The following is a 26,955-nucleotide window of genomic DNA, read 5'->3' as shown; positions in this document are numbered from 1 at the left end:
CATATCAATTTACCCCTGGTTTAACAAATGGTGGTCTAACCACTTTGGCATGGAGCATTTTGTTTCTTACTTTAATAAAAAGCTCCGTATCTTTTTTAGCATAGGCTTTATCAACATAACCCAGTGCAATACCCTTTTTAAGCAAAGGCGACAAGGTCCCTGAAGTGATTTCTCCTACAACCTCATTCTCTGCGTTACAGATTTCATAATGAGCTCTTGGAATACCTTTCTCCGTCAACTCAATTCCTACTAACTTCCGCTTCAAACCTGCTTCCTTCTCCTTCAATAGGTTTTCAGAATTCACAAAATCCTTTGAAAACTTAGTTACCCAACCCAATCCACCTTCCAATGGTGAAATGTCATCCGATAAATCATTTCCGTAAAGGCAATAACCCATTTCTAACCTCAAGGTATCTCTTGCACCCAAACCTATAGGCTTAATATCAAATTCCTTTCCGGCCACAAAAATCTTGTTCCATAGTTCCAAGGCGTTTTCTTTAGGCACATAAAGTTCAAACCCTCCTGCCCCAGTATAACCCGTAGCCGAAAGAATGACATCCTTTACATCTCCAAAAGTGCCTCTAGTAAAACTATAATACTCAATGTCTTTCAAAGGAATATGTGTTAACTTCTGTAAAGTATCTATCGCTTTTGGTCCTTGAACTGCAAAAAGACATAGGTCGTCTGACCAGTTGACCATCTCTACATTATCATTCTTAAACTTCTGAATATGGTTCCAATCTTTTTCTATGTTTGAAGCGTTGACCACCAACATGTATTCATCTTCATCAATTCTATAAACCAATAGATCATCTACCACCCCTCCCGTTTCATTCGGCAAATAACTGTATTGGGCTTTTCCATTATAAAGTAAAGAAGCGTCATTGGCAGAAACCTTTTGAATTAACTCCAAAGCTCCAGCTCCCTTCAAATAAAACTCCCCCATATGGCTTACATCAAATACACCTACAGCCTCTCTAACCGCCATGTGCTCTTCTATATCTGATGAATAGCGAACGGGCATATTAAATCCAGCAAATGGCACTATTTTACCTCCCAGCTCCACATGTAAAGCATGCAATGGAATATCCTTGATTTCCGACATATCGTTTGTTTTAAGTTTGATGTAAAGTTACAGAATTTGATTCGGGTCTTTCTTTAAGCCTCTTCCCGTTTTCTAAAAGAATTTTTTTATCCACTATGGCAGGAATCTCCTCCATATTATGTGTGACATAAACCAAGGTTTTATTTAACTTTTGTACCAGTTCGTTTATCAAGTCTCTAATATAAACCATATGGTTATAATCCAAATTTTGACAGGCCTCATCTAGCAGTAAAAGTTCTGGATTCTTGATTAATGCCCTTGCCAAAAGCACAATCCTTTGTTCACCGGTCGAAAGCTCGCTTAACAACCTGTTTTCAATAGTATTTAGGTCTAAAAGTTCAATAATTTTCTTCAAGTCCTTCTTTTCTATATCATTGAGCTTTTTAAACAAGCCAATCGTATCAAAAAGTCCAGAAGCAATCACTTTCCACACTTCCATATTCTTAGGGAAGAAAATGTGCATTTCAGGAGACAAGTAGCCTATTCTCTTTTTTATATCCCAGATACTCTCCCCTGTTCCTCTTCTTTTACCAAAAAGGTAAAGCTCATTTTGATAGGCCTGTGGATTATCTCCTATCAAAAGACTTAAAAGCGTACTCTTACCTGAGCCATTTGGGCCTGAAAGAGCCCATCTTTCTCCAGTTTTTACTTCCCAATCTATGCCATCTAAAACCGCCGTCCCGCTATAAACAACCCTCCCGTTGACCAACTTAATTACGGAACCTTTACTAGCGTCATTATTGGTTGTGAAATAGGCCAACAATTCTTCTTTAAATTCAATTTTTGCAACTTCCCTTTTCATCTCAGGAAATGGCCTATTAAATTGTCCTGAAATACAACCTGAATTGAAATCTATGACTTTTGTTATACAAGCGGGCATATCCTTTATACCTGCGACCATAATCAATTGAACATCCAGTACATTCAAAAGCTCTTTAAGACTTTCTTTGCTTTTGACATCTAGTCCAACAAATGGATTGTCTAGCAAAAGTACTTTAGGACTCTTAAGCAAAGACAAAGCAATAAGTGTACGACGAGTTTCGCCATTAGAAAGGGAGGTAACCTTTCTTTCCAAAAGGTGAAAAATATTCATCTTGATAGCTACATCCTTAACCTTCGCTTCCGAATATCTTAATTCTGGCAAATCGACAGATTTAATGTCTACCGTTCCTACTGGTAAGATTTGATTTTGTATAACTTCCCAAACTGAAGGTCCTATTTCGGAATCGTGAGCATGATACCTCTGTTGGTAATATTGATAAGCAGCACCTACCAAACGATGAAATCCATAATCGCGAGGGACAAGCTCAATCTCAGAAAAGTGTGGCTTAATTAACTTTCCCTTCCATGGAAATATTTTTCCAGAAATAGCATCCAAAAACGTGCTTTTACCACTCCCATTTGCTCCTACAATGCCGTAATTAACGCCTTCCTGTAATTCAACAGAGACCTCGTTTAATACAACATTCTCTCCTTTCTTTATAAAAACGTTTTCAAATCTTATCATTCGACAAAAATAGAATTCAGAACTAGAACAATCCTATTTTAAGCCCTAGATATTCCTGACTAAAACTAAAAAGTAACATAAACCAGATTAAGCTTTATTTTTAGTCTGACGTCTTTTTATTAGATTTCAGAAAAGAACAGCTCATTTATGTCTTGGAATATTTTTTATTGGCTTCTAGGCTCCTATATCACACTTAGTGTCTTGGCCTACTTTATTCAAGATTTCTTCATTTTCAAACCGGAAACGCTTTCCGACGACTTCGAATTCAAATATGATTATCCTTTTGAAGAATTAAATTTTACGGTTTCCGACAAAGTAAAAATCAATGGTCTCCGTTTTTTTACAGAAGAAAAAGACAGAAAAGGTATTGTTCTATACTTCCATGGCAATTCTAGGAGTATAAAGGGTTGGGCCAAATATTCCAGAGACTTTACAGTGCATGGCTACGATGTTTTGATGATAGACTACCGTGGGTTTGGGAAAAGCCGAGGAAAAAGATCGGAAAAAGCCATGAAAGAAGATGCCCAACATGTTTACAACCGTTTGAAATACGACTATGATGTTCCAGAAAGTGATATAGTCATTTATGGACGCTCTTTAGGATCAGGGTTCGCAGCTAAACTAGCCTCGAGCAATAAGCCCAAAATGTTGATTCTTGACGCACCTTATTATAGCTTTTCAAATCTAACCAATCGTTTTCTTCCATTTCTGCCACTAAGTATCATCCTCCGCTTCAAAATAAGAACAGACGAATGGCTCAAATACTGCAGATGTCCTATTTATATTATTCATGGCACCAAAGACCTACTAATTCCTTTTAGTAGTAGTGTTAGACTCTCTAAAGTAGTACCTCTTAATACTCATCTGGCTCCCATTTATGGTGGCAGACATAATAACCTCCCTTCATTTCCAGAATATCATCGTGTTCTTAGAGATATACTATTGGAACAATTTGATGAGTTTGACAAACAAATTTTAGGAGATATTGGATTTAACACTTAAAACCTATGCATTCATGAAGTTTTTCAAATGGTTCGCTTTAACTTATGTTATCCTACTAATCATACTTTATCTCGTTCAAGACTGGGTCATATTTAGAGCAAACTCCTTACCAGCGGATTACAAATTTCAATTTGATGAACCCTTCACTGAAAAATTTTATACCAGTCCTGATGGTATCAAAATCAATACTTTATTCTTTCCAGCGGAAGGAACGAGTAAAGGTTTAGTCTTCAATAACCACGGAAACCAGAGAAATTTATCAAGATGGGGTTGGTCTGCGAAGCAGTTCACCAGTCTTGGTTACGATGTATTTTTATATGATTACAGAGGTTTTGGTAAAACTAAAGGTACACCAACGGAACAAAATCTATTTGACGATTCGGAATTTCTTTACGAACAAATGTTATTAAAATACAGCGAAGATAGCATTGTCATATATGGCAGATCGTTAGGAACAGGTGTGGCCACAAAACTAGCCGCCGAGCATTCGCCCAAAATGCTCATTCTAGAAAGTCCCTATTACAATATGGCAGATGTTGGCAAACTTCATTTTCCGTTTTTCCCTTACGATCTGTTAATCAAACACCCTTTTAGAACAGACCTGAGAATAGCCAAAGTAAAGTGCCCGACGTTTCTCATTCACGGGACAGAAGACCAACTCATTCCATATAAATCGAGTCTAAAATTGGCAGAGAAAATAGGCATTTCCTCAGATTCCATATTACTATCACTTCCGGGAGGTCATAAAGGCTTATACCGTTTTGAGCTTTACCATGAAAAGCTTAAAGAGTGGCTGGCACCAGAATTATGAAACCTTCACCAAGGCTAAACCCTTGGCGGAAGTAATTTGTACATCACTGGCGTCACAATCCTTGTTAAAATAAGCGAGGAAATAAGACCACCAATAATCACCAAGGCCAGTGGCGAATACAGGGGAGAATGCTCCAAAACTAGAGGAGTAAGCCCTCCAATGGCTGTTAAAGTAGTCAAAACAATAGGAATAAATCTTGTTTCTCCGGCTTTTTCAATCGCCTCGTCTATACTCAAGCCCTCGTCAGAACGTAGATAATTGGTATAGTCTACCAATAAAATGGAGTTTTTTATCTCAATTCCTGCCAAAGCAATGATACCAATAGTGGCGGTAAATGAAAGCGAATTACCAGTTATAAACAGAATACCTACCGCTCCGATGATACCCAACGGAATTACGGATAGTACAATAAAAGAGCTTTTAAATGTTTTGAACTCCAAAATCAGAATAGCCAATATTCCAAAAATCGTAATGATAATTATGTTGCCAAGACCGCCAAAAGTTTCATTTTGACGTTCGACCTCTCCTGAGATTTTATAATGATAGCCCTCTGGCATTTTAATCTTTTCTAATCGCTCCAAAAAGGCCTCATTTACAGATGGTGTCAAATAACCGTCTGCCACAAAAGAAGAAACTAAAACATAACGCTCTTTGTCGTAGTGATTGATATTATTAGGAGAGCTTTCAAACTGTAACGTTGCCAAGGCTTTAAGTGGAACTTGTGCTCCATTTGCGGCAGCGACATATATTTTATCAAAAACCTCTAAACCTGGTTTCTCTTTATTTTCCAAACCAACAGTAATAGCATATTCCTCCCCTGCTTCATCTCTATATTGTCCGATATTCAAACCTGCAATGGCCATTCTGATTGATTTATCTATCTCTGAAGTAGGAATACCTAACATCCCCGCTTTGTCCTTATTAATCTTAACCCTTAAATCCGTATTGACCACAGTAGACGGATTGTTGATATAAATAGTACCCTGAGTTTCTTGATAAGCCTTCTCTACTTTTAAAGAGATGTTCCTCAAGGAATCTATGTTTTCGCCAAAAATTCTAATAGCCAAAGGGGCAGCAATTGGCGGACCTTGCTCGAATTCCTTCACAACAATTTTAGCTCCTGGATAATCGATGAACTTTCCCCTTAATTTATTCACCAAAACCGTACGTTCTGTTTCTTCTTGAAGTTGAACGAAAAGCTGGGCAAATTCAGAGCTTGCACCACCTCTAGGAAGCAGATTATAATAAATTCTTGGATTGTCTTTTCCAATGTTAGCTGCATAGTTTCTCACTAATGGTTCTTCTGCTAGCGTTTTTTCTACAAATCTTACGACCTCGTCTGTGGTGGCAAGGTTAGTACCGGAAGGTGTGTTGATATCAATCAACAATTGGGGCTTTTCAGATTTTGGAAAAACACTGATACCTATAACGGGTATAAGAGCTAGGCTTCCGGCAAAAATTAAAACTGCTATTAAAAGGGTGATAAGCGGATTTCCGAGTGACCAATGCAAAATTTTTCGGTAAGAACCTTCAATACCCTTCTTCATATACTGCAACACAATGTTTCCTTCTTCACTGCTATTTTTGGGCATCAGCATACTCGCTAAAAACGGCACTATCGTGATAGAAACAAAAAGCGATGCCAATACAGTGGCAATAACAGCCATGGGTAAACTTCTTATAAACTCACCCGAAGATTCTGGCAAAAACACCAGCGGTAAAAAGGCAAACAGAAGAGTGGCCGTGCAACCGACCACGGCCAGACCAATCTGCTTAGTCGCTAAAATGGCGGCGTCACGCCTACTATGACCTTCCCTTAAAAAACGTGCAATGTTTTCAACAACCACTATGGAATCGTCTACCACTAAACCCAAAGCGATCACTAGGCCTACGACGGATAATTGGTTTATTCCGAAACCCATCACATCTAATCCAGCCAAACCAATGGCTAAGGATAAAGGAATGGAAACCATTACGATTAATGCCGCCCTAAAACCTAATGGAATTAGCGTGATTAAAACCAATAAAATAGCGATTCCAAAATCACGAGCCAAACCCAATAAGCGTTTTGAAACAGAATCTGCTTGGTCGAAGCTTTTTTCAAAAGTATAATTGGAAGGAAGGCTCGCCTCAAACTGTTTAATAATCGGTGTCATTTCTTTCTTGACATCAAAAATATTAGTGTTGCTCTTTTGAGTTGCGGTTACAAAAACCGCCCTTTTCCCATTTAATCTGGTGTTATAGGTTTGCTCTTCATACCCAAATGATACTTCTGCAATGTTCTTTAAATAGGTTACTTGCGTTCCAGAGGTACTTACCACTGTATTTTCAATTTCTGCAAGAGACTGGTAAGAACCAGAGGTTTTCACATTTAACCTTCTGTTCCCAATCTCAATAGATCCTGCTGGTATATCTTTATTTTCCGCCTGAATTAATCCCATAACCCTATTTATGGGTATTTGGTATTGAGCCATTCTGTCCGTATTAAGGGAAACATTTACCTCCCTATTTGGGAATCCATGCACTTCCGCCCCTTTAATATCTTTAATCTTTTCTAAAGCCTCCTTAAGTTCTTCCGCCTTCCCTTTCATATCTGAGAACGGAGCCGTTTCAGACATGACGGCACATTGAATAATATTCACCGATTCTGGCGTATACTTAAACACATCAAGACTATAGATATCTTCTGGGAGCTTACTTCTTATGGCATTGAGTTCTCTAAGTGTTTCCCCGTACTTTTCGTCACCATCTACATGATGCATAAACTCTACCGTGATATTTGCCACACCATCTCCAGCCACTGAAAATATGTTCTTAATATCATCTAATCCGTTAAGACGTTCTTCTATTGGATCCACTATCAGTTTTTCCATGTCTTTAGGACTCGTTCCGGGGTAAATGACCACCACTGTGTTAAATGTAGCCTTAAGAACGGGGTCCTCGGCTTTGGGCATGGTCAATAAAGAACTAATACCTAAAGCCACTATCATCACAAAAATGATGATAGTAAACTGATAGTTTTTAACCGAAAATTCTGCTATTTTCATTTATCTGGCTTAAAGGTTTTTGACATTAACTTTTTGACCAGGGCTTAAGAAATTGGCACCAAGACTGACCACTTCGTCTGTAACAGTGAGGCCACTTAAAACCTCCACTGCGTCTGGAAATATGGAGCCTATCTTTATTTTACGTTTTTCTACTCCCGCTCCATTATATATAAAAACAGAAGCGTTTTCTCCCTCGGCTTCCAAAAGACATATAGCTGGAATTAAAAGGGCACTTTTTTCTCCTCTAGGAAAAACACTCGCTTTTGCCACGAATCCAGAAATCAATTTTTTACCGTTAGAATTAAGAGACAACTCCACTTCGTAGGTTCCAGTTGCAGGGTTTACAATTTGGGCAATCTCTGAAACTTTAGCTTTAAAAACTTCTCCAACATAAGCATCCAACCTAACCTCCGCGGCATCTCCTATTCTAACTTTCACGATATCCCTGTCCGATAAACCTACTTTTACGTTAAATGAAGAACCTCCCGTTCCTAAAATCAAAGCAGGAGCAAAAGGTGTAATCAACTCCCCTTGATCAGCAATTTTCATTAAGATATTCCCTGCTTGGGGTGCATAAATTTTCGATAACTTTTGATTGAAATTGGCAGACTGCATTGTTTCCTGTGCCAATTTATAAGCTGTGGTGGCATCTTCTAAGTTATTCGTCGTGGCTACCTCATCCTCTAGCATTTTCTTCACCCTTGACACATCCCTTTCCGCTTTTTGAAGTCCAAGTTTGGCTTGGTTAACAGAGGCGTCTATTTCCGACATATCTAACTCCGCCAGCAATTGCCCTGCTTTAACGTATTGCCCTTCTTTGACATACATTTTCTTTATCATACCCCCTGTCTTAAAAGCTAACTTCAATTCTGCTTTTGAGGACAAAACACCACTAGCCAAAATCTCCTGTTGAAATGTCTTTTGAAAAGGAAGTACGGTGCTGACAGATTCTAATTCTTCTTTTACAACCGTTTTAGAAGAATCTTCTTTGCCACCGCAAGACCATAAAATGGCTCCTAGGCTTAATAAGTAGACAATTTTATTCATTTTTATATCTTTAAATCTTTATCAAACTACTGTGCACTCACTTTGTCTAAGTGCGATTTTTGAAGCCAAATATTAAATTGTGCCAAAGAGCCTTGAAGCTCCGCCATCATTTTGTCGTTTTGAGCCTTTATAACCTCTATATATAGGGCGTCATTGTTTTTATACCTTTTCTGCACCATGTCTAAAAGTAAGCTTGTGTTTTGCTCACCAATCCTTGAAGATTCTAAGATCTTTAAAGATGCTTCATAATCAAAGTAGGCTTGGACCACCTGCATTTCAATCTGTTGCTTCGCTTCTTCTATTTTTGAATCTAAAATCTTGCTCTGAATTTCTGTTTGCTGAATCTTATATTTTTTCTCCTTACCATGGTATAAGTCCCATTTTAATCCGAGCTGCCCAATGGCAAATACCTGTTTGTTAAATGAATAACCATAACCCTGAAATCCCGTGCTACCGCCAAAATAGACGCTTGGCAATAGAGCATTCTTTTCTTGTAGTAGAAGCAGCGTGTTATTTGCATTTAGACCTGTTCTCAACTGATCAAATTCTGGTCTGCTGATTATGGCTGAAGCCACTAGCTGAGATAATTCTTGCACTATGGGTTCCGAAGAAAAGTTGGCGGTGTCTTTCTCCACCAGCTCATTATGACCTTTATTCAGCAGAAAATTAAAATACGCTTTCGCCTTTTTAACGTTCTTTTCTGCCTCTGCCTTTTGTCCATTTAACTTGCTAATTTCATACTTTGCCGAAAACAAAACATCTTTAAGGGCTAAGCCATTTGCAACTAGACGCTCATTAAATTCAAGGAATTCATTCAAAAACTGTCCTGATTGCCTATAAACCTTCAATGCTTCTAAACTTTGCAGGTATTGAAAATACGCCGCCTCAATATTATATTTCAATTCATAACTCAAAGCCCTTTTCTTAGCTTCTTGCGTTTGAACCAAGTCCTTTTGCAAGAGGATATTGTATTTTATGTCGGTATTGAACAGCGGTAATTCAAACGTAAACTTTGTCTCATGAAAATTATTTGGAGCGAAAAGAATCGTCTGATTTTCTAAGGTTGGAAAATCTTCTCCTTGCGTTAGTTGATTTAAAGTGCCATAAACGGGATTTAGTAAATCACCAATAGGAAACTCAATACTTCTACCTCCCGTGGCTACCGTATAGGTTGGATTAAAAGTAATCTTAGGGAAAATATTTGATCTGGCAATGTCAATAGCCTTGATCGATTTTTCAATTTCAAGGTTTTGCTGCTTTAAGGCAAAGTTTGATTCCAAACCCTCCTCTACGTAAGCTTTCAAAATGGGGCTTTGAGCTTGTAGCTTGAAAGATAAAATGGTCAATAGGGTAATAAGCCTTATCTTCATTGCTTTAAGACGGTTTTGATCAAATTAGAAGTAGATTTTGCAATCAGCTTCCCGGTACTTTCTGATGTGATTCTACATTCCAAGTGAGCCATTGTTCTACCAGATCTTATCACTTCAGCCGTGGCGATTAAAACTTCGTCAACATTAGCTGGTCTTAAAAAATCAACATTAAGGTTTGCTGCAACGTAAAAACCATCCTGACCAAGCGAATGAGTTGCCATTCCCATAATCTCATCCATAATTCCGGCCAATACCCCGCCATGCATTATACCTGCGGGATTTGTAAACTCCTCTCTCACTTTAAAGGAAGCTTTTAGAAAGCCCTCCTTTCCTTCCAATAATTTTCCATTTAACCATCTTCCGTAGGGAGATGGACTTGTGTCTTTGGCCTCTTGGCCAATTAATCCTTCAAAAACATTTACATTTTTCATTATAAACCTTATTTACCGATGACTCCTAGATGAGTGTATTTGAAACCCGATTCGTATTTTAATCCATAACCAAAAATCCTGTCCATGACAGCGTGTGAAAAAAGAATAACACCTGCCAAACAAATCCAGTTAATATGGAAGAGAAAGCCTATGATAAGCACCAAAACGCCTAAAGCTTTATGGTGAAAAAAGTTATAAGTCCATGCCCCTATTTTATGATTTACCACATAACCAATCATGCTTAAATCGGGCACCAGTATGAAGACCAAAAAATACCACCAGGCATAATCCAGCTGGTTAAACAAGAAAATACCCAAAGCCAACTGACCCATTTCTTCTAACCTCAAAAGCTCTTTCATATCCTATATCTGTGACTTACTTTTTTGACAACTTTAATGTTTCTAAAAATACTTCCAAAGATCTCATCATCCTTTGCAATGATGCCTCTTCATTATCTCCAAACATTTGTAACCTCTTTCTACCCTTAAGCGTCACTAAACCATGTACAAAACTCCAAATCATAAGGGATGCATCTTCTAGATCGTATTGGTTTAAATAACCTCCGGATTGACAATCAGAAACCAAATACTTTAAGAGCTCAAAAGCTTTCATTCCATCATCCCAAACGTCGTCACTACATTCCAAGCTCTCCATTGGAGCATCCATCACAAACATAAGATCATACATTTCGGGGTTTTCATAAGCAAACTTTATATATCGCTTACCCATATCATAAAGTCTTTCCATAGCATCCTCCTTTGGATTAGGATCCATAAGGGCTTCCATTAAACCTTTGAAAGCCATTTGGTGCAGGTTAAAAAGAAGGTCATTTTTGTCTTTAAAATATAAGTAGATAGTTCCTGGGCTGTATTCTATTAAATCTGCAATATTCCGAATGCTTGTCTTCTCAAAGCCCTTCTCTAGAAAAAGCTTTTTAGCCGCTTCTAGAATCTTAAGCTTCATTTCCTCCTTATCCCTTTCCTTTCTATCTGAAATACTCATTAAACAATGTACTTATTATTAACACTACAAATAAAATGAACACTGTTCAATATTTCAAAGAGAATTCTATTTTTATTACGAAAGCGTTTTTTTACAAGGAGACTTAAGCGGGCGTCATTAATTTCCTAGCTTTGCCTTTTATAAGAGATAAAATTTATGAAAACAGCAGTTTGGATATATTTGATTTGTGTTATTTCCTTATTGAGTTCTTGTCAGTCTACTGAAGAAAAAGACTTGAGCTCGTTAGAAATTGAGCGATTTGATAGAGAACTTATGTCTATGGATTCTAAAGAAGAGCTTCAAGACTTTCTCAATAAAAACCCTTGGTATTCTAAAAACCTTTATCGCGTTTTTCCAGATGATACCGCTTTTGTCAGTCATTTATATTACATCATTTCGCATCCAGGAACGCGTCAATTTTTTAATGAAGTAGACAGCACTTTTGGTGAATTAACGGATCTTAAAGGAGAGTTATCTGTTGCTTTCAACAATATAAAAGCAAGCTATCCATCGTTTGTCGCACCCAAAGTATATGCGACTTTTACAGGTTTAGAAAATGATATTTTTGTTTCAGATTCTATCGTAATAATATCACTTGAAGCGTTCGTTGGGCCTAAAGCGATGTATAGACCAGACCAGCCGGCTTATATTCTTAACAGATTTCAAAAACCTTATATCGCCCCTTCCATAGTTCGTTTATTGTCTCAATCTTTTATTAAATCTACGTCAGAAGGAGATATGCTTAATGACATGATCTTTTTTGGGAAATCTTTTGAATTCACCAAAACCATGTTACCAGTACTGCCGGATTCCCTAATTATAGGTATGCCAGACAGCTCTTTAGCCGGCAACTGGTATGCTCAGGATATCATTTGGGCCCACTTTATAGACAAAGGGCTGCTTCATGAGCAAAACCAAAAGGTAAAACAAAAGTATTTGAGCGAGAGACCAATAGTTCCAGAAATAGGTTCTAGCTGCCCAGGCAGAATAGCCCAATGGCTTGGTTGGAGAATCATTGACAAGTTTAGAACGGAAAACCCAAATGTTTCGTTTACAGAATTAATGAACAATACTGATGTTCAGGATATACTTCGAAAATCTAAGTATCGAGGAGCGGTAGAAGAGTAAAAAATGGCAAAGAAAATAGAAGAGGTAGACGCAACGGAGCCTTCAGAAAAGAAGAAAAAAATAAGTAAGGATGCTTTCAAAAAAGCTATAAAACTATTTCGGTTTATATTACCCTATAAGTGGACTTTTGCCCTTGGTTTAATATTCCTAGTCCTGTCCACATCCACTACCTTAACATTTCCCAGTTTAATAGGTGAGGTGACAAGGGTTATAGAAGGAAACTCCGACTATACTTTAAACCAAATTGTTTTGTTCTTCGGAGTTATACTTATTCTCCAAGGTGTATTTTCCTTTTTTCGCGTTTATTTCTTCGCCATTGTTAGTGAAAAAGTTTCCGCTGATGTGAGAACGACAGTTTTCAATAAGTTTATTACACTCCCGATCAACTTCTTTGAAAAAAACCGCGTTGGAGATTTAGTGAGTAGACTAACTTCAGATGTCTCCGCTTTTCAAAATGTGCTATCACTTACACTTGCAGAGTTTTTCAGACAAGTGGTAACACTCATTGTTGGTATTGGTATTATCCTTTACATTTCTTGGGAGTTAACACTATTTATGCTCCTTACTTTTCCTATTGTGGTTATTGCAGCTTTCTTTTTTGGAAAATACATTAGGGTTTTATCCAAGCAAGTTCAAGAGAAATTGGCGGAAGCCAATACGGTGGTAGAGGAGACGTTACAATCCATAACGGTAGTAAAAGGATTTACCAACGAAAAGTTAGAATCATCTAGATATAGCAATGCTATGACGGATGTGGTCAATTTGGCTTTAAAAGCAGCCACGCTCAGGGGTGGCTTTATAACATTCTTCATCGTTGGATTATTTGGAGGTATAATGTTGGTCGTTTGGTATGGCGGGGGTCTGGTACAAAAAGGAGAAATACAATTGGCAGACTTAATGTCTTTCCTTTTCTATACCGCATTTATTGGGGCTTCCATGAATGGCCTTGGTGATATATATGCCCAAATTCAAAGAAGTGTGGGGGCATCAGAAAGGATTCTAGAAATTTTAGAAGAAGACTCGGAGGTAGATTTAAATCAGATCAAAAAAACTGACAAAGTCAAAGGTCAAATTTCTTATCAGAATATCGACTTCTCCTACCCTACTCGTAAAGACCTCCCTGTTTTAGAAAATTTCTCACTCCATATTAATCCAGGAGAAAAAATAGCTTTGGTAGGTCAAAGTGGTGCTGGAAAATCCACGATTGTCCAGCTGCTTCTAAGGTTTTATGATTTAGAAAACGGTCAAATCACGATTGACGGTACAAATATTTCTAATATTGATGTCACTCAACTAAGACAAAACATGGCCATTGTTCCACAAGAAGTTATCTTGTTTGGAGGAACAATTGAGGAAAACATCCGATACGGAAAACTCGATGCCAGCGACGATGAACTTCTGGCTGCTGCTCAAAAGGCCAATGCCATGGAATTTATAGATCGATTTCCTGAAGGTTTAAAAACCATTGTTGGAGAGAGAGGCATAAAACTTTCTGGTGGTCAGCGTCAGCGAATAGCCATAGCAAGAGCTATTTTAAAAGATCCTGCAATACTCTTGCTGGACGAAGCCACAAGTGCATTGGACTCCGAGTCGGAAAGTTTGGTTCAGGATGCATTGGCTACCCTTATGCAAAACAGAACCACCATCATTATTGCCCATAGGTTAGGTACCATCAAAAACGTGGATCAGATTTACGTCATTCATCAGGGTGCTGTTGCAGAACAAGGCAAGCACGAAGAGCTCATTTTGAATCCTGATGGAATTTACTCAAATTTGGTTAAGCTTCAAATGGAGAATAACGCATTAGAAGTTTAAAACATCAATCTTTTCTATGGCAGACACTATATCATTAAAGTCGTTTAATTTAAGACACACAGAGTGCAGAGAAGAGGTTCTTAGAACTTTTGCTGAAAGCTTTGCGGCCTTATCACATAGCGACTTAGAAATGGCAGTAGAAGACAAATATGATCGTGTAACCATATACAGAACATTAAAAACATTTTTAGAAAAAGGTATCATTCATAAAATCCTAGATGCGGAAGGCGGCACTAAATATGCACTTTGTAAAACCGACTGTACCTCTGAGACGCATCAGCATGATCACGTGCATTTCAAATGCCGGAAATGTGGCGATACTACTTGTCTAGAAAGTACAAATATTCCAAGTATTACGCTGCCAATAGGCTATAAAAGAGAAGAAATAAACCTCCTGATAGAAGGGAGCTGTCCAAACTGTAAAAACTAATGCACCCGATAAAAGCAGAATTTGTTAAAAGTACACCTGTGGTAACGGGCTGTCCAAGTCCAAACTTCCCGGAGTACGCTTTCATAGGACGATCCAATGTCGGAAAGTCTTCGTTGATAAATATGTTGACAGGTCAAAAGAAACTGGCTAAAACGTCTTCAACACCCGGCAAAACTCAACTTATTAATCACTTTCTAATTGAAGACAGATGGTATTTGGTGGATCTTCCTGGATATGGTTTTGCTAAAGTGCCTATTAAAGAAAAAGCGAAATGGGAAAAAATGACTTGGGATTATCTTGAACAAAGAGAAAACCTACTTTATGTTTTTGTACTCATTGATTCCAGAATTCCTCCTCAGAAAATCGATTTGGAATTCGTTCATAGATTAGGGGAAAAGGGCATTCCATTAAAGCTTATTTTCACTAAATGGGATAAAGTAAAACCTTTAAAAGGTCAAAAAAATGTAAGTGATTTTAAAATGGCCCTAGCGGAAAGATGGTCTATTCTACCAGAACACTATATCACATCTTCTGAAAAAAGTTTAGGTCGATTAGAAATTCTTCAGTTAATTGATGAAATAAACGCATCTAATTAGTAAAATTTCTTAAAAAGGTGGGCTCTTATATTAAAATCTATTGACTAGGTATTATCTTTGAGCTGACCAAAAGTAATTTTGGTTTATATTTGACATCCTCTTCAAATTATAACTTAAGAAATTAATGGCAACAGAGTATCTTGGAATTGATATCGGCGGAACTAACGTCAAAATGGGCATAGTAGAAGCCAAAACTGGTAGCATAACTAACTTTTATAGTCACGACACGGGGAGCTGGAGAAAATCTGGGCATTTCGTCAAAAGTCTAGGTGATGCCATTTCGGTACAATTAAAAGAAAACCCTGAAGTTAACAAATGTGGCATTGGTGTTCCTGGCCTAATCACCAGAGATCGTCAAAGTCTTATTGAAATAACTGCTATTCCAGAAATAGATGGGATTTCTGTTATCCCTGACCTTAAAGAAAGGTTTCCTGGTAAAGACTTCTTTCTAGAAAATGATGCGAATGCAGCAGCTTTAGGAGAATATTACTTCGGAGAAGAAAAGCTTCCAGAAGACTATATCTTCGTCACTCTTGGTACGGGTGTTGGCGGAGCCGCTATCATTGATAAGCAAGTGTTTAAAGGTGGTGGGGGAAACGCCATGGAACCCGGACATATGCCTTCAAAAGGAAATAAAGTTCTAGAAAGAAACATTGGCAAGGTAGAGTTATTAAACTTAGCCACGAAAATGAGAGCCGACTGGACGGATAAGACCTCTTTGGTTGATAATGGCACTATATCTACTACTGGCTTGGTATCGGCCGCCAATGACGGAGATAAACTAGCTCTTAAAATCTTTGAAGAAGTTGGCACTCTTTTAGGAGATGGTCTCGTGTCTATGGTCAGGATTTTAGACATCAACACCATTCTAATAGGCGGTGGCTTATCTGCTTCTTTCGATTATATTTTACCTGCGGTCAATAAACAAATTGACTTTTGGCTGTCACCATATTATAAGAAAGGCTTAACCATTAAGCGAGCGACGCTTGCCAATGATGCCGGCCTTTTAGGTGCTGCTAGTCTTTGTTTTTAATAAGAATTATTGATTTAAAAGAGCTCTAGATAATAAAGGCTTCCCTGTATTTAGGGGAAGCACTTTTCCCGCATTCGCGTAGGAAAAACCTCTCCAAAACGTCTGATACTTTTGTGTTTCAATCATCTGGATGAAAAGCGTTTTGTCTTTCGTTTTCACTTTTCCTGTCTCCAAATATTTCTCTCCTAAAGCATTGGTATACATATTTCCAGTCAAAAACTTTACGCCCTCAGGAAAGTCTGATACAAAAACTAAAATTTCTGGCTTTTCATTATCGTAGAAATAGTTCCTCCTTCTCATCTCTTTATAAATGGCATCCTCCGTAGCAGACCACTCCGAACTTTCGAGATTAGTAAGTCCATCTGATACAAATGCGAAACTCTTTAAGCTCTCGGATTTAGGTACACTTTTATTCCCAAAAAGCGTATAATCTCGTTTGGAACAAGAAGAAAATATGACGATTACTGTCAGGAAAGCGAGTATTTTTATTGTATTCATTTCTAAGGCGTTGAACTACAAATTTCGCAATTATCACACCCTTTATTTAACTTTTCAAATATTTATTTTAACAATAGGAAGATTATTGGCTTTTATCCCCTATCCACAAATTTTATACTGCAAGAGGGAATAAATCAAATATTTCATACTTAGGTGCAACTCTAAATTCATATCTCACATCTAGCCACCAAACACTATTTATACAGATATGAAAAAGCTATTTAAAATTTTAACATTTATTTCGCTCTCTTTTCCTGCCTTGTCGCAGGATAATTATGAGCATTATGACAGCAGAAATTCTCAAAGAGATCATTATGGTAAGCATCATTATGATTCCGACAAAAAAAACCGATCTCCCAATATTTTTAATAAGAAAGATTTCGGGGTGATACTAGCCATAAACAGTTTTGATGCAGCCAAGGATATGCCCGATTTAAACACATGGCAATCTAGATACATCGCTCTACAGTGGAGAAGAAACACTAAGCTTATTACTGGAAGACAAGTAGACGTGGCACTAGGAACAGGCTTAGAGATAGCTTGGAATAATTTCATGATGCAAAACGACGAACAGTACTACGAAAATGGAGAAATTTCCGATTTTGAACTATTGGACTATTCTGTTGAAAAATCGAAACTTGTGGTTAACAATCTAAATATTCCCGTAATGCTACAGTTCGGGTTTAAGGAAAGTAACTTTCGTTTTGGTATAGGTGCATACGGCGGTGTACGAATTAATAGCTACCAAAAGTTCAAGGAGTTTGATGACACCAAATACCGTGAAAAAGGTGAATACAACTTAAGGAAATTTAACTATGGATTAATGGCAGAGGCTGGCAGAGGAGATTTCAGGATTTTCGCTAAATACGACATGCTCCCATTGTTTAACGACAATAATCCGATCAATGCCAATGTGATGAGTGTGGGAATAAGACTCTAAGTTTGAATTAATCCCCAATTGACTTTGTCAATTGGGGATTAAAATGCTATTCGATTTCAACAACCACCCCATCGGACATAGGATGTGAGACGCAGGTCAATACAAATCCCTCCTTAATTTCTGAATCTGTTAAGCCGTCATCCTCATCCATTTTCACTTTTCCAGAAGTACACTTCCCTAGACAGGCTGTACACATTCCAGCTTGACATGAATAAGGCAAATCAATGTCCAATTCTAACGCTGCCTCTAATATTGACTGATGAGGCTCTACTATAAAAGTATGCTCCACGCCATCATATTTTACCGTTATCTCTCTTTTCATTAACTCATCCTTGCTCGCTACTTCCGTAGATTCTTCTAGCATTGGAGCATGAAAGTTTTCTTTATAAATTCGCTCATCTGGCACATCAAACATCTTCAGTGAGCTGATGACCTCGTCCATCATCTCTAATGGACCACATAAAAAGAAGGATTCTTCTTTAAAATGAATATCCATAGCTTTTAACATCATCACAATATTAGGTCTAGAGATTCTACCCCGCTGACCTACCCAAGTATCGTCCGCTTGGCTTAGTATCAATGTGGTTTGAAACCGATCTTGATATTTTATTTCAAGATCCATAATGACCTTTCTAAAAATGATATTGTCCGACGATCTACTTCCATAAACAAGAGAAACCCTTGACTTTGGTTCTATCATCAACACAGATTTGGCAATAGATATAAGCGGTGTTATACCGCTTCCAGAACCAATTAAAACAATATGTCTTTCATTCTCCGCCGAAGGCTCAACCACAAAGTGACCCATAGGCTCCATGACCTCAATAAAGTCTCCAACCTTAACATTATTGCATAAATAGTTGGAAACCAGACCGCCTTCGACCTTTTTAACGGTAACGGCCACGGCCGTATCTGCATGAGGAGAAGAAGACATAGAATAACTCCTCCTTACTTTTTTTCCATCATCTGCTGGAACAATAACCGTTATAAATTGCCCCGCCTTATATTTCACTTGCTCCGAAAGAGGATGCCAAAATTCAATGGTGATGGAATCAAATGTCTCCTTTACGATGTTCTTAACCTGTAGAAAGTATGTTTTCATTTTCAATTTTAATCAGAGAATTTGGCAAAAATACGATTCTCATTTTCAAAACAAGAGAGAGAAGGTAATGATTTGGTAAACCATCAATAATTAAGAATTTAACAATTCTTCCATGTATTGAAACAATTGAATTAACTTACGCTTTTCCATAAACACTAAGCCAAATGGCAAGAAAGAAAAAGTCAGAAATTACAAAGCAAAAAGATGCCATTTTAGGATTAATGCATCAGCTAGGAGATAGACCTGCCACATATACAGATATATTTAATCATTTTGACGTCTATGACGATCAAGACAGAACCTTTTTAAAATTGTTCGTTGAAGAACTCATGGACGAAGGAAAAATTAGCCAGATAGGAAGAGGAAAATTTGTAATATCCAGCGGTAAACCAAAACATGAAGAAGAAATCATAGGCGTGCTAGACCATGTCAATCCGAAATTTGGTTTCGTGAGATATGACGATGGTGAAAAAGACATTTATATAGATGCTGATTACCTTAATGGTGCCATACATGGCGATACCGTTTCAGTCACTTTAACGGGTAAAGGCAGCAGAAGAGGAGGAAACCCTGAAGGAAAAGTACTTCAGGTAATTAAAAGAGGGAAAATTAATTTAGTAGGTAAAATAAAGGTTTACGCTAACTACGCTATTGTAAAACCCGACAATAAAAACTTCCATGAAGATATCTTTATAGCTAAAACCAATATTTTTCATGCCACCACGAACGATCTGGTGATTATAAAAATCATAGAATACCCCTCAAGTTCTCAACAAGCTACTGGACAAGTACTTGAAGTTTTAGGCCAATCGGGAGATAATGATGCAGAAATGCACGCCATCATGGCTGAATTTGGTTTGCCAATTCAATTTCCAGAAGAAGTTGAAACTTTAGCAGCAGCTATTCCAATAGAGATAGAGGAAGAAGAAATTAAAAAAAGAAGGGATATGAGAGACACCCTTACTTTTACCATAGATCCTCATGATGCCAAAGATTTTGACGATGCAATAAGCTATAAAAAACTCAGTGAAACCACATTTGAAGTCGGCATACACATTGCAGACGTTTCTCATTATGTAAGGCCCGGAAGTGTACTAGAAGAAGAAGCCTTTAAAAGAGCTACTTCTGTTTATCTGGTAGACAGGACTATTCCCATGCTTCCAGAAAAGCTTTCAAATAACCTTTGCTCTTTAAGACCCCATGAGGACAAATTGGTCTTTTCAGCTGTTTTCGAAATGGACTTAAACGGAAATGTCCAAAAGGAATGGTTTGGTAGATGTATTATTCATTCCGACAAACGCTATGCCTACGAACAGGCACAGGATGTCTTAGAGGCAGAGGATGGAATTCTTCCAGAGGGAAATACGCAAGAGCTTAAGGAATGCCTTATTCTCTTAAATAAAACCGCTAAAAATCTCAGGAAAGAACGTTTTAAGAAAGGGGCTTTCAATTTTGAAACTAACGAAGTAAAATTCCAATTAGACGAAGATGGCAAGCCGCTTGGCGTATACCATAAAGTAAGAAAAGATGCTCATAAGCTTATTGAAGAGTTTATGCTTTTGGCCAATAAGCGTGTAGCGGAGTTTGTTTATTGGGGCAAGTTTTCCGAGAAAGTCAGAGCTCTTGTTAAGAAAAACGAGGAGAAAACACCTACCATGGTTTATCGTGTGCATGAACCACCAAACCCAGACAAGGTAAACACCTTTGCTGCGTTTGTCGGTAAATTTGGTTTTAAGGTAAATGCCTCTTCTCAAGATGCTCTTTCCAACTCTTTGAATAACTTGATGGCAGAGATAGAGGGAACGCCCATGCAAAATGTGTTGGAATCTCTGGCGGTAAGAACTATGTCTAAAGCCAAATACTCCACTTCTCCTCAAGGGCACTTTGGATTGGCCTTTGAACATTACAGTCATTTCACCTCTCCTATTAGAAGGTATCCAGACGTCATGGCACACAGAATGCTCCAGCATTATCTAGACAAGGGAGAGAGCCTGAGCAAAGAAGATTTTGAAGAAAAATGTAAACACTCCTCCAATCAAGAAAAACTAGCTGCTGAGGCGGAAAGAGCCTCTATTAAATATAAGCAAGTAGAATATATGAGCCTTCAAGACCGAAGCGTGGTATATGACGGCGTGGTGACTGGGGTTACTGACTTTGGCATTTTTGTGGAAGTGGCAGAAACGGGTTGCGAAGGCATGGTAAGACTTGCCGATTTAAACGACGACTATTACGACTTTGACCCCGATAACTACAGAATAACGGGACAAAGAAATGGTAGAATAATTGGTTTTGGCGACGCTGTAAAAGTTGGCATCAAGGCCACTGACCTAGAAAAAAGAAGTATGGATCTCGACCTCATTGAAGCGGGAGGAAAATCATTTCTTAATACAGGAGGAGAAAGAAGCTTCTCAAAAGGAAGGTCATCAAGAAGTGGAAAGGGCCCTAAAAGCAGAAAAGTGGTACCACCGAATAAAAAAAACAGAAGAAAGAAACGCTAATTCTGCTTCTTTTTCGGCATCAAAAAGTCTAACCTGTCAATGAAAGATAAAATAGTACCCGCCATAGCAGTTGCCATTTTTAATACTTTTCACTTTCTGTCAAAAATAGTCGTAAAGTCTATTTTTGACAGTTTGATTATAGAAACGAAAGGTCACCAATCAATTCGTTAATTGATTGGAAGGAAAAATGTTCCCTTTATCTTACGGGAACAAAGATTGCAAATACTATCTGCTAGGGTTGGCTGTTGTACTAATTCACAGGCCGAACGATAGAATATGTCGCGTTTTAAAATAACTAAAGCCTCTTCACGCTATCGTGCTCAAAAGTCATTTTTCCAGTTTCTGAATATTCACGAATCACTATAGCCTCTGTTTTATCATAGCAGTCTTTTGGGTATTGCGTTTCCATTTTTCGGCGATTGCCCGATTCATAGTATTCCACCCATCTTCCTACTTTAACGCCATCATCAAATTCACCTTCTTCCGCGATAGTTCCATTTTCGTGAAAACGGTAATATTGCCCAGTTTTCTTTCCGTAAAGTAAAGGGCTAACTTCTTTTATCTTTTTCTGAGCATCGTCAAAATAGGTTATCTCAGAGTCTTTGTAAAATCCTCTATAATAATAAACTTTATCTAGAAGTATATAGTCCTTATCGTAAGTCTCCCATCTTCCATCGAGTGTTCCCAAATAATAAAACCCTTCTTTAATGAGGTTTTCTCCTACATATTCTCTGTAAGGACCGTGCATTAAATGGTTGGTTTTTCTGTCACGAGATATGGCTTCTACCACCCTCTTTGTTCTCTCGTCATACCAAAAGACTGATTTAGCATAAACGTCTGGCTGTTGAAATTCTTTGAGGGTGTAAAACTCAATATATTTCATTCTGCTACCCGAACCTCTTCTATAAATTTGTTTATCTACCGCAATCCCCTCATACTGCTTGCCATCAAAAACCTTCTCTTTGGCCGCAGCTATGGCTTTTTTGGTTTTTTTTGCTTTTTCTCTTGCTCCTTTAGCATAACCAGGAACCGTTTCTGTTACATATTTCTTTGCCTCTTCTACGGTACTTATTTTATTTCCTCCCGGTAAAGTGGCAGAAGCCGAGGGTAAGGTAACATCCACGGGCAAAGCGTCTTCTATCCTCTCCTCTAAGGTCATGCCTTTTCTCTCTGCCTTTCTTTCCGCCTTGGTTTTAGCCTTTGGGATAATATCTTGGGCTATAACACTAGAGCCAGATATTAAAAGAATATTAAGAAATAAGGTTTTAGGGCTTATTAGTTGCATATTTTTTTGAGCCAATTTCATTTATGAATCAAGCATCGTACTTTCGTGCCAAGCTAATGTTCAATTAGTATTCCAGAAACGTCAAAAGTAAAGAAAAATTGGAAAAATCAGCCAAAATCTATGTAGCCGGACATCGTGGTATGGTCGGGTCTGCTATAGTAAGAAAACTAAAAGAAGATGGATTTGACAATATTTTAGTCAGGACATCGAAAGAACTAGATTTAAGAAATCAGGTAGAAACCATTGCTTTTTTAGAAAGCGAAAAACCTGATTACATCTTCCTAGCAGCCGCTAAAGTAGGTGGAATTGTTGCAAACAATACCTACAGAGCAGATTTCCTATACGAAAACCTACAAATCCAAAACAACCTCATTCACGGTGCCTACCAAATAGGCGTTAAGAAATTGATGTTTTTAGGTTCTTCATGTATATATCCTAAATTGGCTCCTCAGCCGTTAAAAGAAGATTATCTTTTAACTGGCGTTCTAGAACCGACCAACGAGCCTTACGCTATAGCTAAAATTGCTGGAATCAAGATGTGTGAAGCTTACAGAGCACAATATGGCTGTAACTTTATCTCTGTTATGCCGACCAACCTGTATGGTCCAAACGACAACTACGATCTTCAAAATTCGCATGTTTTACCCGCCATGATTCGTAAGTTTCATGAGGCCAAAGTAAACGGAGCAGAAAGCGTAGAGCTATGGGGTACGGGAAATCCAATGAGAGAATTTCTTCATGCCAATGACCTCGCAGAGGCTTGCGTTTTTCTTATGGAGAATTATGATGGGGAAACTTTGGTTAATATTGGTACAGGCGTAGATGTGACTATTAAAGAATTGGCTGAAACCATTCAAAAGACCGTTGGCTTTGAGGGAAAAGTAAATTGGAATACTGATAAACCAGATGGCACGCCTAGAAAATTGATGGACGTATCTAAACTTCATAATATTGGGTGGAAACACAATATCGAACTAAAGGATGGTATTGAAATGGTTTACGAAGACTTTAAAAATAATTTTGTAAGAAAAATGTAACTCATTGAAGAAAGCATTTAAAAAATATCTAAGCATTCCTATGCTCACATCAGTGGTACTTATCATAGTACCACTGGTTGCTACTTCATTCCTAAGTTTATATTTTATTAAAAATGAGCAATACTTCTCCAGCATGAGTACTGCCCAATGGATTGCTTTTGCTCTTTTGGGTGTTTTTAGTCAGGCTATTGCCATTACACCTCCTACTTTTTGTGCACTTGTACTTGGATACTTTTGGGGTTGGAAAACACTTCCAATATTGTTTTTCATCAACCTACTTTCAATTTTTCTAATCAATCAAATCGTCAGGAAGTTAGATAAGCACCGATTTTCAAGCTTTATTGAAGCTAGTCCAAAGGCAAAAAAATTGATGGAAAGCATTAGAACGGATGAACTGAAGATTATCACGTTGACCAAGCTTTCGCCTGTTCTTCCATTTACATTCACCAATGTCGTTTTCACCTTATCCGGTGCCAAGCTCAAAAATATATTATTGGGCGGCTTCCTAGGAATGATTCCTAGAACACTCGTTTCCTTATGGACTGGTACACAGGCCAAGGAAATTCAAAGATTACTAAAGGAGCCCAATAATGGTAATTTCCAACAAATACTACTAATAGGCTTGATCTTAGTTTCGCTTGTTGGGCTTGTTTGGGTAATTAATAGGGCTGTAAAAAGGGTTTAAAGGTATTTTGAGAGAACATTTTTAGTTGCCTCTAAATAAGCCCTACCCCATTTTCTGTCTGGTTCCAAATGGTTTCCTTCTGCCCACTCATTCATGGCGTTAATAAAGACAAAATTTTCCTCAGGTGTAGGAGGCTCAAAACGCTGACATATCTCTTCTAACCAATATTCATAGAGGTCTGGCGTAGCATTATCAACCACCACGGCGTTTACTCTTTTACGAGCACAATTATCCCAACTTGGAAAAATGCATTGATAATGCTTTGTGTCAGGCGATTTCTTTGCCAGCATCCTTTTAATTATTGCTGCGTAGTCGTCCTTAAAATATGAATTTTCAAAACCTAGTTTCTTTTTGACTCTCTGGATTAAATTTGGCTGCGTATCCAAATTGTTCCAATCTGGCTGCCACTCTATCACTACATCAAAGCCTAGCTCTTCTGGGTTCGCAATAGCCCCTTCAAAAGTCTTAACTCCTCCTAAATAGATATCAGGAAAACCGTGTTTTTTAACCTCATCTCTCCAAATAGCTATACTCTCCTTCAAGTCAGGAATAATAGGCGTATTAAAAAACAAAAAGAATGGTTTCCCGTCTACCGTGATATATCGCTCATCTTTAAATGCTGTTTCACACAAGTGTTTTGCATGAGCTCTGTGGTCTTCAGGAGAATAGTCTTGTCTGATTAAAACTTCTTGATCCAAACCATCCCAACGTCTTGTCCAGTTCTCATTTGCCCAGCAAAGCATAAAAGGAAAGTCTGGCTTGCCCAGTCTTAGCATTTCATTAACTGGACTTTCCATAAGCTGATGTCCATTAAACCAATAATGATGGATGCAAAACCCAAAAATATCATGTTCCATGGCAATTTTCGCCTGCTCTTCTCTGCTTTGCTCTAACCTTAGATCATAAAAGCCTAAATCCGTAGGTAAATGAGGCTGATAGTGCCCTTTAAATCTTGGCGTTGCTTTGGTCGTATTTGTCCATTCTGTAAAACCCTTGCCCCACCAATTATCATTTTCTGGAAAAGGATGAAATTGAGGTAAGATGACTGCTAAAGCACGCAGTTTTTTATGATCCATAAAGTTTAATTCATTAATTTTTTAAAAGCGTCATAGATAAACGGTGGGGTAACCTGTTTAATGAATCTTTTTATTGGATTGGCTTCGTAACCAATTATATTTTTCTTTTCCTGGAATGCGATTTCCTGATCACCTGGCCTTTGAGTAAACTTCACGTGAAGCTTTTTATTTGGGTCTACCTCCTCTAACGGACGACCATTTGTAAAATAAAAGAAGGCCAAAGATTTTCGGCTCATGCCCTCAGGACACTTCACCTCATCTGGCACACCGTGCATATTAAAATCAGTAACATTAAATACCACTAATCTATTAAACAAAGGAGCTACTCTTTGTTCACATTTTGTCATTGCCGTATCCCAAAGCTCTAAGCCTCCGTTATACGCTTCTTTCCAGTCTTTATTGAGGTACAAAATGGCATTTACTCTTCTGTCTAAAGGCCAACGTACGTGCTTACTATAGTCTGCATGGATACCTAATTTACCCTTACCGTTGAGTTGATGAAGCCCACCACCATAGAAATAAGGGTCAGGTATTAAATTGTCAATTCCTGTTAATTTCTCTAGAAAAACCAAAAAAGGAGCTGAGTTAAATTGATATAGAATATGCTGGGTAAAGTCACCTAAACGACCTTCTCCATTAAGTTCTTGTTTTGTCTCATAATCACTTTTGTAATCATGCCATACTTTCTGTTCTGCTTTAGGAAACTCTTCCAAAATTTTATCCAGAGCCTCTGGATCCATAAAATTATCAATCACCACATGAGGGAATGGGCTGTTCAGCTTATACTGCTCTGTATACTTTTCGGCAAGAGCCGCTAACTTATTGTTATCAAAGTAAAGCTTCATTTCTTCTTTAGAAATTGTTAATTCAACGTTTTGCCAAAGGTAATTAATATTTAAATAATCTTGATGAGGAATTGCAGGCATTCCGCCCTTATTATTTCATAATAGGATTACTATCTCAAAATCAATCCGTCTTTCTAAATAAAATAAGTAGAATTTACCTTTCAATATTTTCACTCAAAGTCTTTAGTTTTATGCTATCCATTAATTGAAATCATATGAAAAACATCCTCATTGTCTGTCTTTTAATCACTTACAGTCCATTACTTGCTCAGAAAATACCTAAAGCCGAACGGGAGATAAAAGCCAACTTTTCAGAACAAGAACGTAACTGGTCAGGCCATGATTTAGCAGCATTTGTTAAAGCATATGAGAATACTGCAGAAATGATATCTAACCGAGGAAGAACGATAGGTGCAGATAACATCCTTAAGAATTATGAAAATAATTATACGGACGAAACCATGGGGCGACTGTATTTTGATGACTTAAGTATGAAAAAGTTGAGCTCGAAATACTATTACGTGGTGGGACGGTATAACCTTGAATATGAAGGAGAGCAAAAACTCCGTCAGGGCTACTTTTCCGTAATAATGGAGAAGATAAAAGGAGAATGGCTCATTATTAGTGACCACAGTTCATAAAAAACAAAAGCCCGAAATCGATTT

The 26,955-nt window shown here is 37.8% G+C and carries 26 protein-coding genes; 13 read left to right on the top strand and 13 right to left on the bottom strand.

Translation table 11 applies throughout. The features are described 5' to 3' along the window. Positions 1–4: 4 nt before the first annotated feature. Together gcvT and ACTBZY_RS04630 are read right to left on the bottom strand one after the other, a co-directional pair. On the bottom strand, positions 5–1,105 hold the full coding sequence (gcvT, locus tag ACTBZY_RS04635; protein WP_463045171.1) for a glycine cleavage system aminomethyltransferase GcvT: 1,101 nt from the start codon (positions 1,103–1,105) through the stop codon (positions 5–7). A gap of 10 nt (positions 1,106–1,115) precedes the next feature. Continuing rightward, a complete protein-coding gene (locus tag ACTBZY_RS04630; protein WP_463045170.1) occupies positions 1,116–2,612 on the bottom strand; it encodes an ATP-binding cassette domain-containing protein in 1,497 nt (498 codons plus the stop codon). 147 nt (positions 2,613–2,759) lie between these two features. Here ACTBZY_RS04630 and ACTBZY_RS04625 point away from each other — a divergent pair, with 147 nt between their 5' ends. After that, the gene (locus ACTBZY_RS04625; protein WP_463045169.1) at positions 2,760–3,614 is read left to right on the top strand and encodes an alpha/beta hydrolase; all 855 of its coding nucleotides are present in this window, start codon (positions 2,760–2,762) and stop codon (positions 3,612–3,614) included. A 13-nt stretch (positions 3,615–3,627) separates the two neighbouring features. Continuing rightward, the gene (locus ACTBZY_RS04620; protein WP_463045168.1) at positions 3,628–4,425 is read left to right on the top strand and encodes an alpha/beta hydrolase; all 798 of its coding nucleotides are present in this window, start codon (positions 3,628–3,630) and stop codon (positions 4,423–4,425) included. 14 nt (positions 4,426–4,439) lie between these two features. Here the strand turns inward: ACTBZY_RS04620 and ACTBZY_RS04615 are convergent, their stop codons facing one another. Genes ACTBZY_RS04615 through ACTBZY_RS04590 form a run of 6 tightly spaced genes read right to left on the bottom strand, consistent with a single transcriptional unit; the run spans position 4,440 to position 11,322 of the window. Continuing rightward, on the bottom strand, positions 4,440–7,472 hold the full coding sequence (locus tag ACTBZY_RS04615; RefSeq protein WP_463045167.1) for an efflux RND transporter permease subunit: 3,033 nt from the start codon (positions 7,470–7,472) through the stop codon (positions 4,440–4,442). 9 nt (positions 7,473–7,481) lie between these two features. Beyond that, positions 7,482–8,519, bottom strand: coding sequence for an efflux RND transporter periplasmic adaptor subunit (locus tag ACTBZY_RS04610; RefSeq protein WP_463045166.1), 1,038 nt, complete (start codon positions 8,517–8,519; stop codon positions 7,482–7,484). Between the two features lie 26 nt (positions 8,520–8,545). Then, complete coding sequence (locus ACTBZY_RS04605) at positions 8,546–9,889, bottom strand: TolC family protein (RefSeq protein ID WP_463045165.1); 1,344 nt, start codon at positions 9,887–9,889, stop codon at positions 8,546–8,548. Beyond that, positions 9,886–10,320 carry a PaaI family thioesterase gene (locus ACTBZY_RS04600; protein WP_463045164.1) on the bottom strand — a complete coding sequence of 145 codons (435 nt, stop codon included), beginning with the start codon at positions 10,318–10,320 and terminating at the stop codon, positions 9,886–9,888. The genes ACTBZY_RS04605 and ACTBZY_RS04600 overlap by 4 nt, the downstream gene beginning before the upstream one ends. A gap of 8 nt (positions 10,321–10,328) precedes the next feature. Then, positions 10,329–10,679 (bottom strand): DUF4260 domain-containing protein, encoded by a 351-nt coding sequence (locus ACTBZY_RS04595; RefSeq protein WP_463045163.1) that lies wholly within the window; start codon positions 10,677–10,679, stop codon positions 10,329–10,331. 16 nt (positions 10,680–10,695) lie between these two features. Then, complete coding sequence (locus tag ACTBZY_RS04590; protein WP_463045162.1) at positions 10,696–11,322, bottom strand: TetR/AcrR family transcriptional regulator; 627 nt, start codon at positions 11,320–11,322, stop codon at positions 10,696–10,698. A gap of 156 nt (positions 11,323–11,478) precedes the next feature. On the opposite strand from ACTBZY_RS04590, the gene ACTBZY_RS04585 reads away from it, so the two are divergent. From ACTBZY_RS04585 to ACTBZY_RS04565, 5 genes are all read left to right on the top strand, one after another. Continuing rightward, the gene (locus ACTBZY_RS04585; protein ID WP_463045161.1) at positions 11,479–12,450 is read left to right on the top strand and encodes a gliding motility protein GldB-related protein; all 972 of its coding nucleotides are present in this window, start codon (positions 11,479–11,481) and stop codon (positions 12,448–12,450) included. A 3-nt stretch (positions 12,451–12,453) separates the two neighbouring features. Continuing rightward, a complete protein-coding gene (locus ACTBZY_RS04580; protein WP_463045160.1) occupies positions 12,454–14,265 on the top strand; it encodes an ABC transporter ATP-binding protein in 1,812 nt (603 codons plus the stop codon). A 16-nt stretch (positions 14,266–14,281) separates the two neighbouring features. Beyond that, on the top strand, positions 14,282–14,695 hold the full coding sequence (locus ACTBZY_RS04575) for a Fur family transcriptional regulator (RefSeq protein ID WP_463045159.1): 414 nt from the start codon (positions 14,282–14,284) through the stop codon (positions 14,693–14,695). After that, complete coding sequence (gene yihA / locus ACTBZY_RS04570; protein ID WP_463045158.1) at positions 14,695–15,291, top strand: ribosome biogenesis GTP-binding protein YihA/YsxC; 597 nt, start codon at positions 14,695–14,697, stop codon at positions 15,289–15,291. Before ACTBZY_RS04575 ends, yihA begins: the two co-directional genes overlap by 1 nt. Before the next feature lie 124 nt (positions 15,292–15,415). Continuing rightward, the gene (locus ACTBZY_RS04565) at positions 15,416–16,324 is read left to right on the top strand and encodes an ROK family protein (RefSeq protein ID WP_463045157.1); all 909 of its coding nucleotides are present in this window, start codon (positions 15,416–15,418) and stop codon (positions 16,322–16,324) included. A 6-nt stretch (positions 16,325–16,330) separates the two neighbouring features. On the opposite strand, the gene ACTBZY_RS04560 is transcribed toward ACTBZY_RS04565, so the two are convergent. Beyond that, positions 16,331–16,822: a DUF4136 domain-containing protein gene (locus ACTBZY_RS04560; RefSeq protein WP_463045156.1), complete on the bottom strand. Its 492-nt coding sequence runs from the start codon at positions 16,820–16,822 to the stop codon at positions 16,331–16,333. Positions 16,823–17,030: 208 nt separating this feature from the next. Between ACTBZY_RS04560 and ACTBZY_RS04555 the strand changes: the two genes are divergently transcribed. After that, positions 17,031–17,762, top strand: a complete 732-nt coding sequence (locus ACTBZY_RS04555; protein WP_463045155.1) for an outer membrane beta-barrel protein — start codon at positions 17,031–17,033, stop codon at positions 17,760–17,762. A gap of 46 nt (positions 17,763–17,808) precedes the next feature. Here the strand turns inward: ACTBZY_RS04555 and ACTBZY_RS04550 are convergent, their stop codons facing one another. Continuing rightward, positions 17,809–18,864 carry a 2Fe-2S iron-sulfur cluster-binding protein gene (locus ACTBZY_RS04550; protein WP_463045154.1) on the bottom strand — a complete coding sequence of 352 codons (1,056 nt, stop codon included), beginning with the start codon at positions 18,862–18,864 and terminating at the stop codon, positions 17,809–17,811. Between the two features lie 164 nt (positions 18,865–19,028). Between ACTBZY_RS04550 and rnr the strand changes: the two genes are divergently transcribed. Continuing rightward, entirely contained in the window at positions 19,029–21,362 is a 2,334-nt protein-coding gene (gene rnr, locus ACTBZY_RS04545; protein ID WP_463045153.1) for a ribonuclease R, read from the top strand. 39 nt (positions 21,363–21,401) lie between these two features. After that, the gene (locus tag ACTBZY_RS04540; RefSeq protein WP_463045152.1) at positions 21,402–21,533 is read left to right on the top strand and encodes a hypothetical protein; all 132 of its coding nucleotides are present in this window, start codon (positions 21,402–21,404) and stop codon (positions 21,531–21,533) included. A 124-nt stretch (positions 21,534–21,657) separates the two neighbouring features. On the opposite strand, the gene ACTBZY_RS04535 is transcribed toward ACTBZY_RS04540, so the two are convergent. After that, on the bottom strand, positions 21,658–22,647 hold the full coding sequence (locus ACTBZY_RS04535) for a toxin-antitoxin system YwqK family antitoxin (RefSeq protein ID WP_463045151.1): 990 nt from the start codon (positions 22,645–22,647) through the stop codon (positions 21,658–21,660). Between the two features lie 98 nt (positions 22,648–22,745). On the opposite strand from ACTBZY_RS04535, the gene fcl reads away from it, so the two are divergent. Together fcl and ACTBZY_RS04525 are read left to right on the top strand one after the other, a co-directional pair. Next, positions 22,746–23,684 (top strand): GDP-L-fucose synthase, encoded by a 939-nt coding sequence (fcl, locus tag ACTBZY_RS04530; RefSeq protein ID WP_463045150.1) that lies wholly within the window; start codon positions 22,746–22,748, stop codon positions 23,682–23,684. A gap of 40 nt (positions 23,685–23,724) precedes the next feature. Further along, positions 23,725–24,369: a TVP38/TMEM64 family protein gene (locus tag ACTBZY_RS04525; RefSeq protein ID WP_463045149.1), complete on the top strand. Its 645-nt coding sequence runs from the start codon at positions 23,725–23,727 to the stop codon at positions 24,367–24,369. Here the strand turns inward: ACTBZY_RS04525 and ACTBZY_RS04520 are convergent. After that, positions 24,366–25,445 (bottom strand): glycosyltransferase WbsX family protein, encoded by a 1,080-nt coding sequence (locus tag ACTBZY_RS04520; RefSeq protein ID WP_463045148.1) that lies wholly within the window; start codon positions 25,443–25,445, stop codon positions 24,366–24,368. The genes ACTBZY_RS04525 and ACTBZY_RS04520 overlap by 4 nt on opposite strands. A gap of 5 nt (positions 25,446–25,450) precedes the next feature. Continuing rightward, positions 25,451–26,371 carry a 2OG-Fe(II) oxygenase gene (locus ACTBZY_RS04515; protein WP_463045147.1) on the bottom strand — a complete coding sequence of 307 codons (921 nt, stop codon included), beginning with the start codon at positions 26,369–26,371 and terminating at the stop codon, positions 25,451–25,453. Between the two features lie 134 nt (positions 26,372–26,505). Between ACTBZY_RS04515 and ACTBZY_RS04510 the strand changes: the two genes are divergently transcribed. Then, positions 26,506–26,931 (top strand): YybH family protein, encoded by a 426-nt coding sequence (locus ACTBZY_RS04510; protein ID WP_463045146.1) that lies wholly within the window; start codon positions 26,506–26,508, stop codon positions 26,929–26,931. Positions 26,932–26,955: the final 24 nt, after the last annotated feature.

The sequence above is a fragment of the Arcticibacterium sp. genome, from assembly GCF_055134445.1.
The sequence above is the reverse complement of the archived record's forward strand: the minus strand, read 5'-3'. Positions and strand labels throughout refer to the sequence as shown.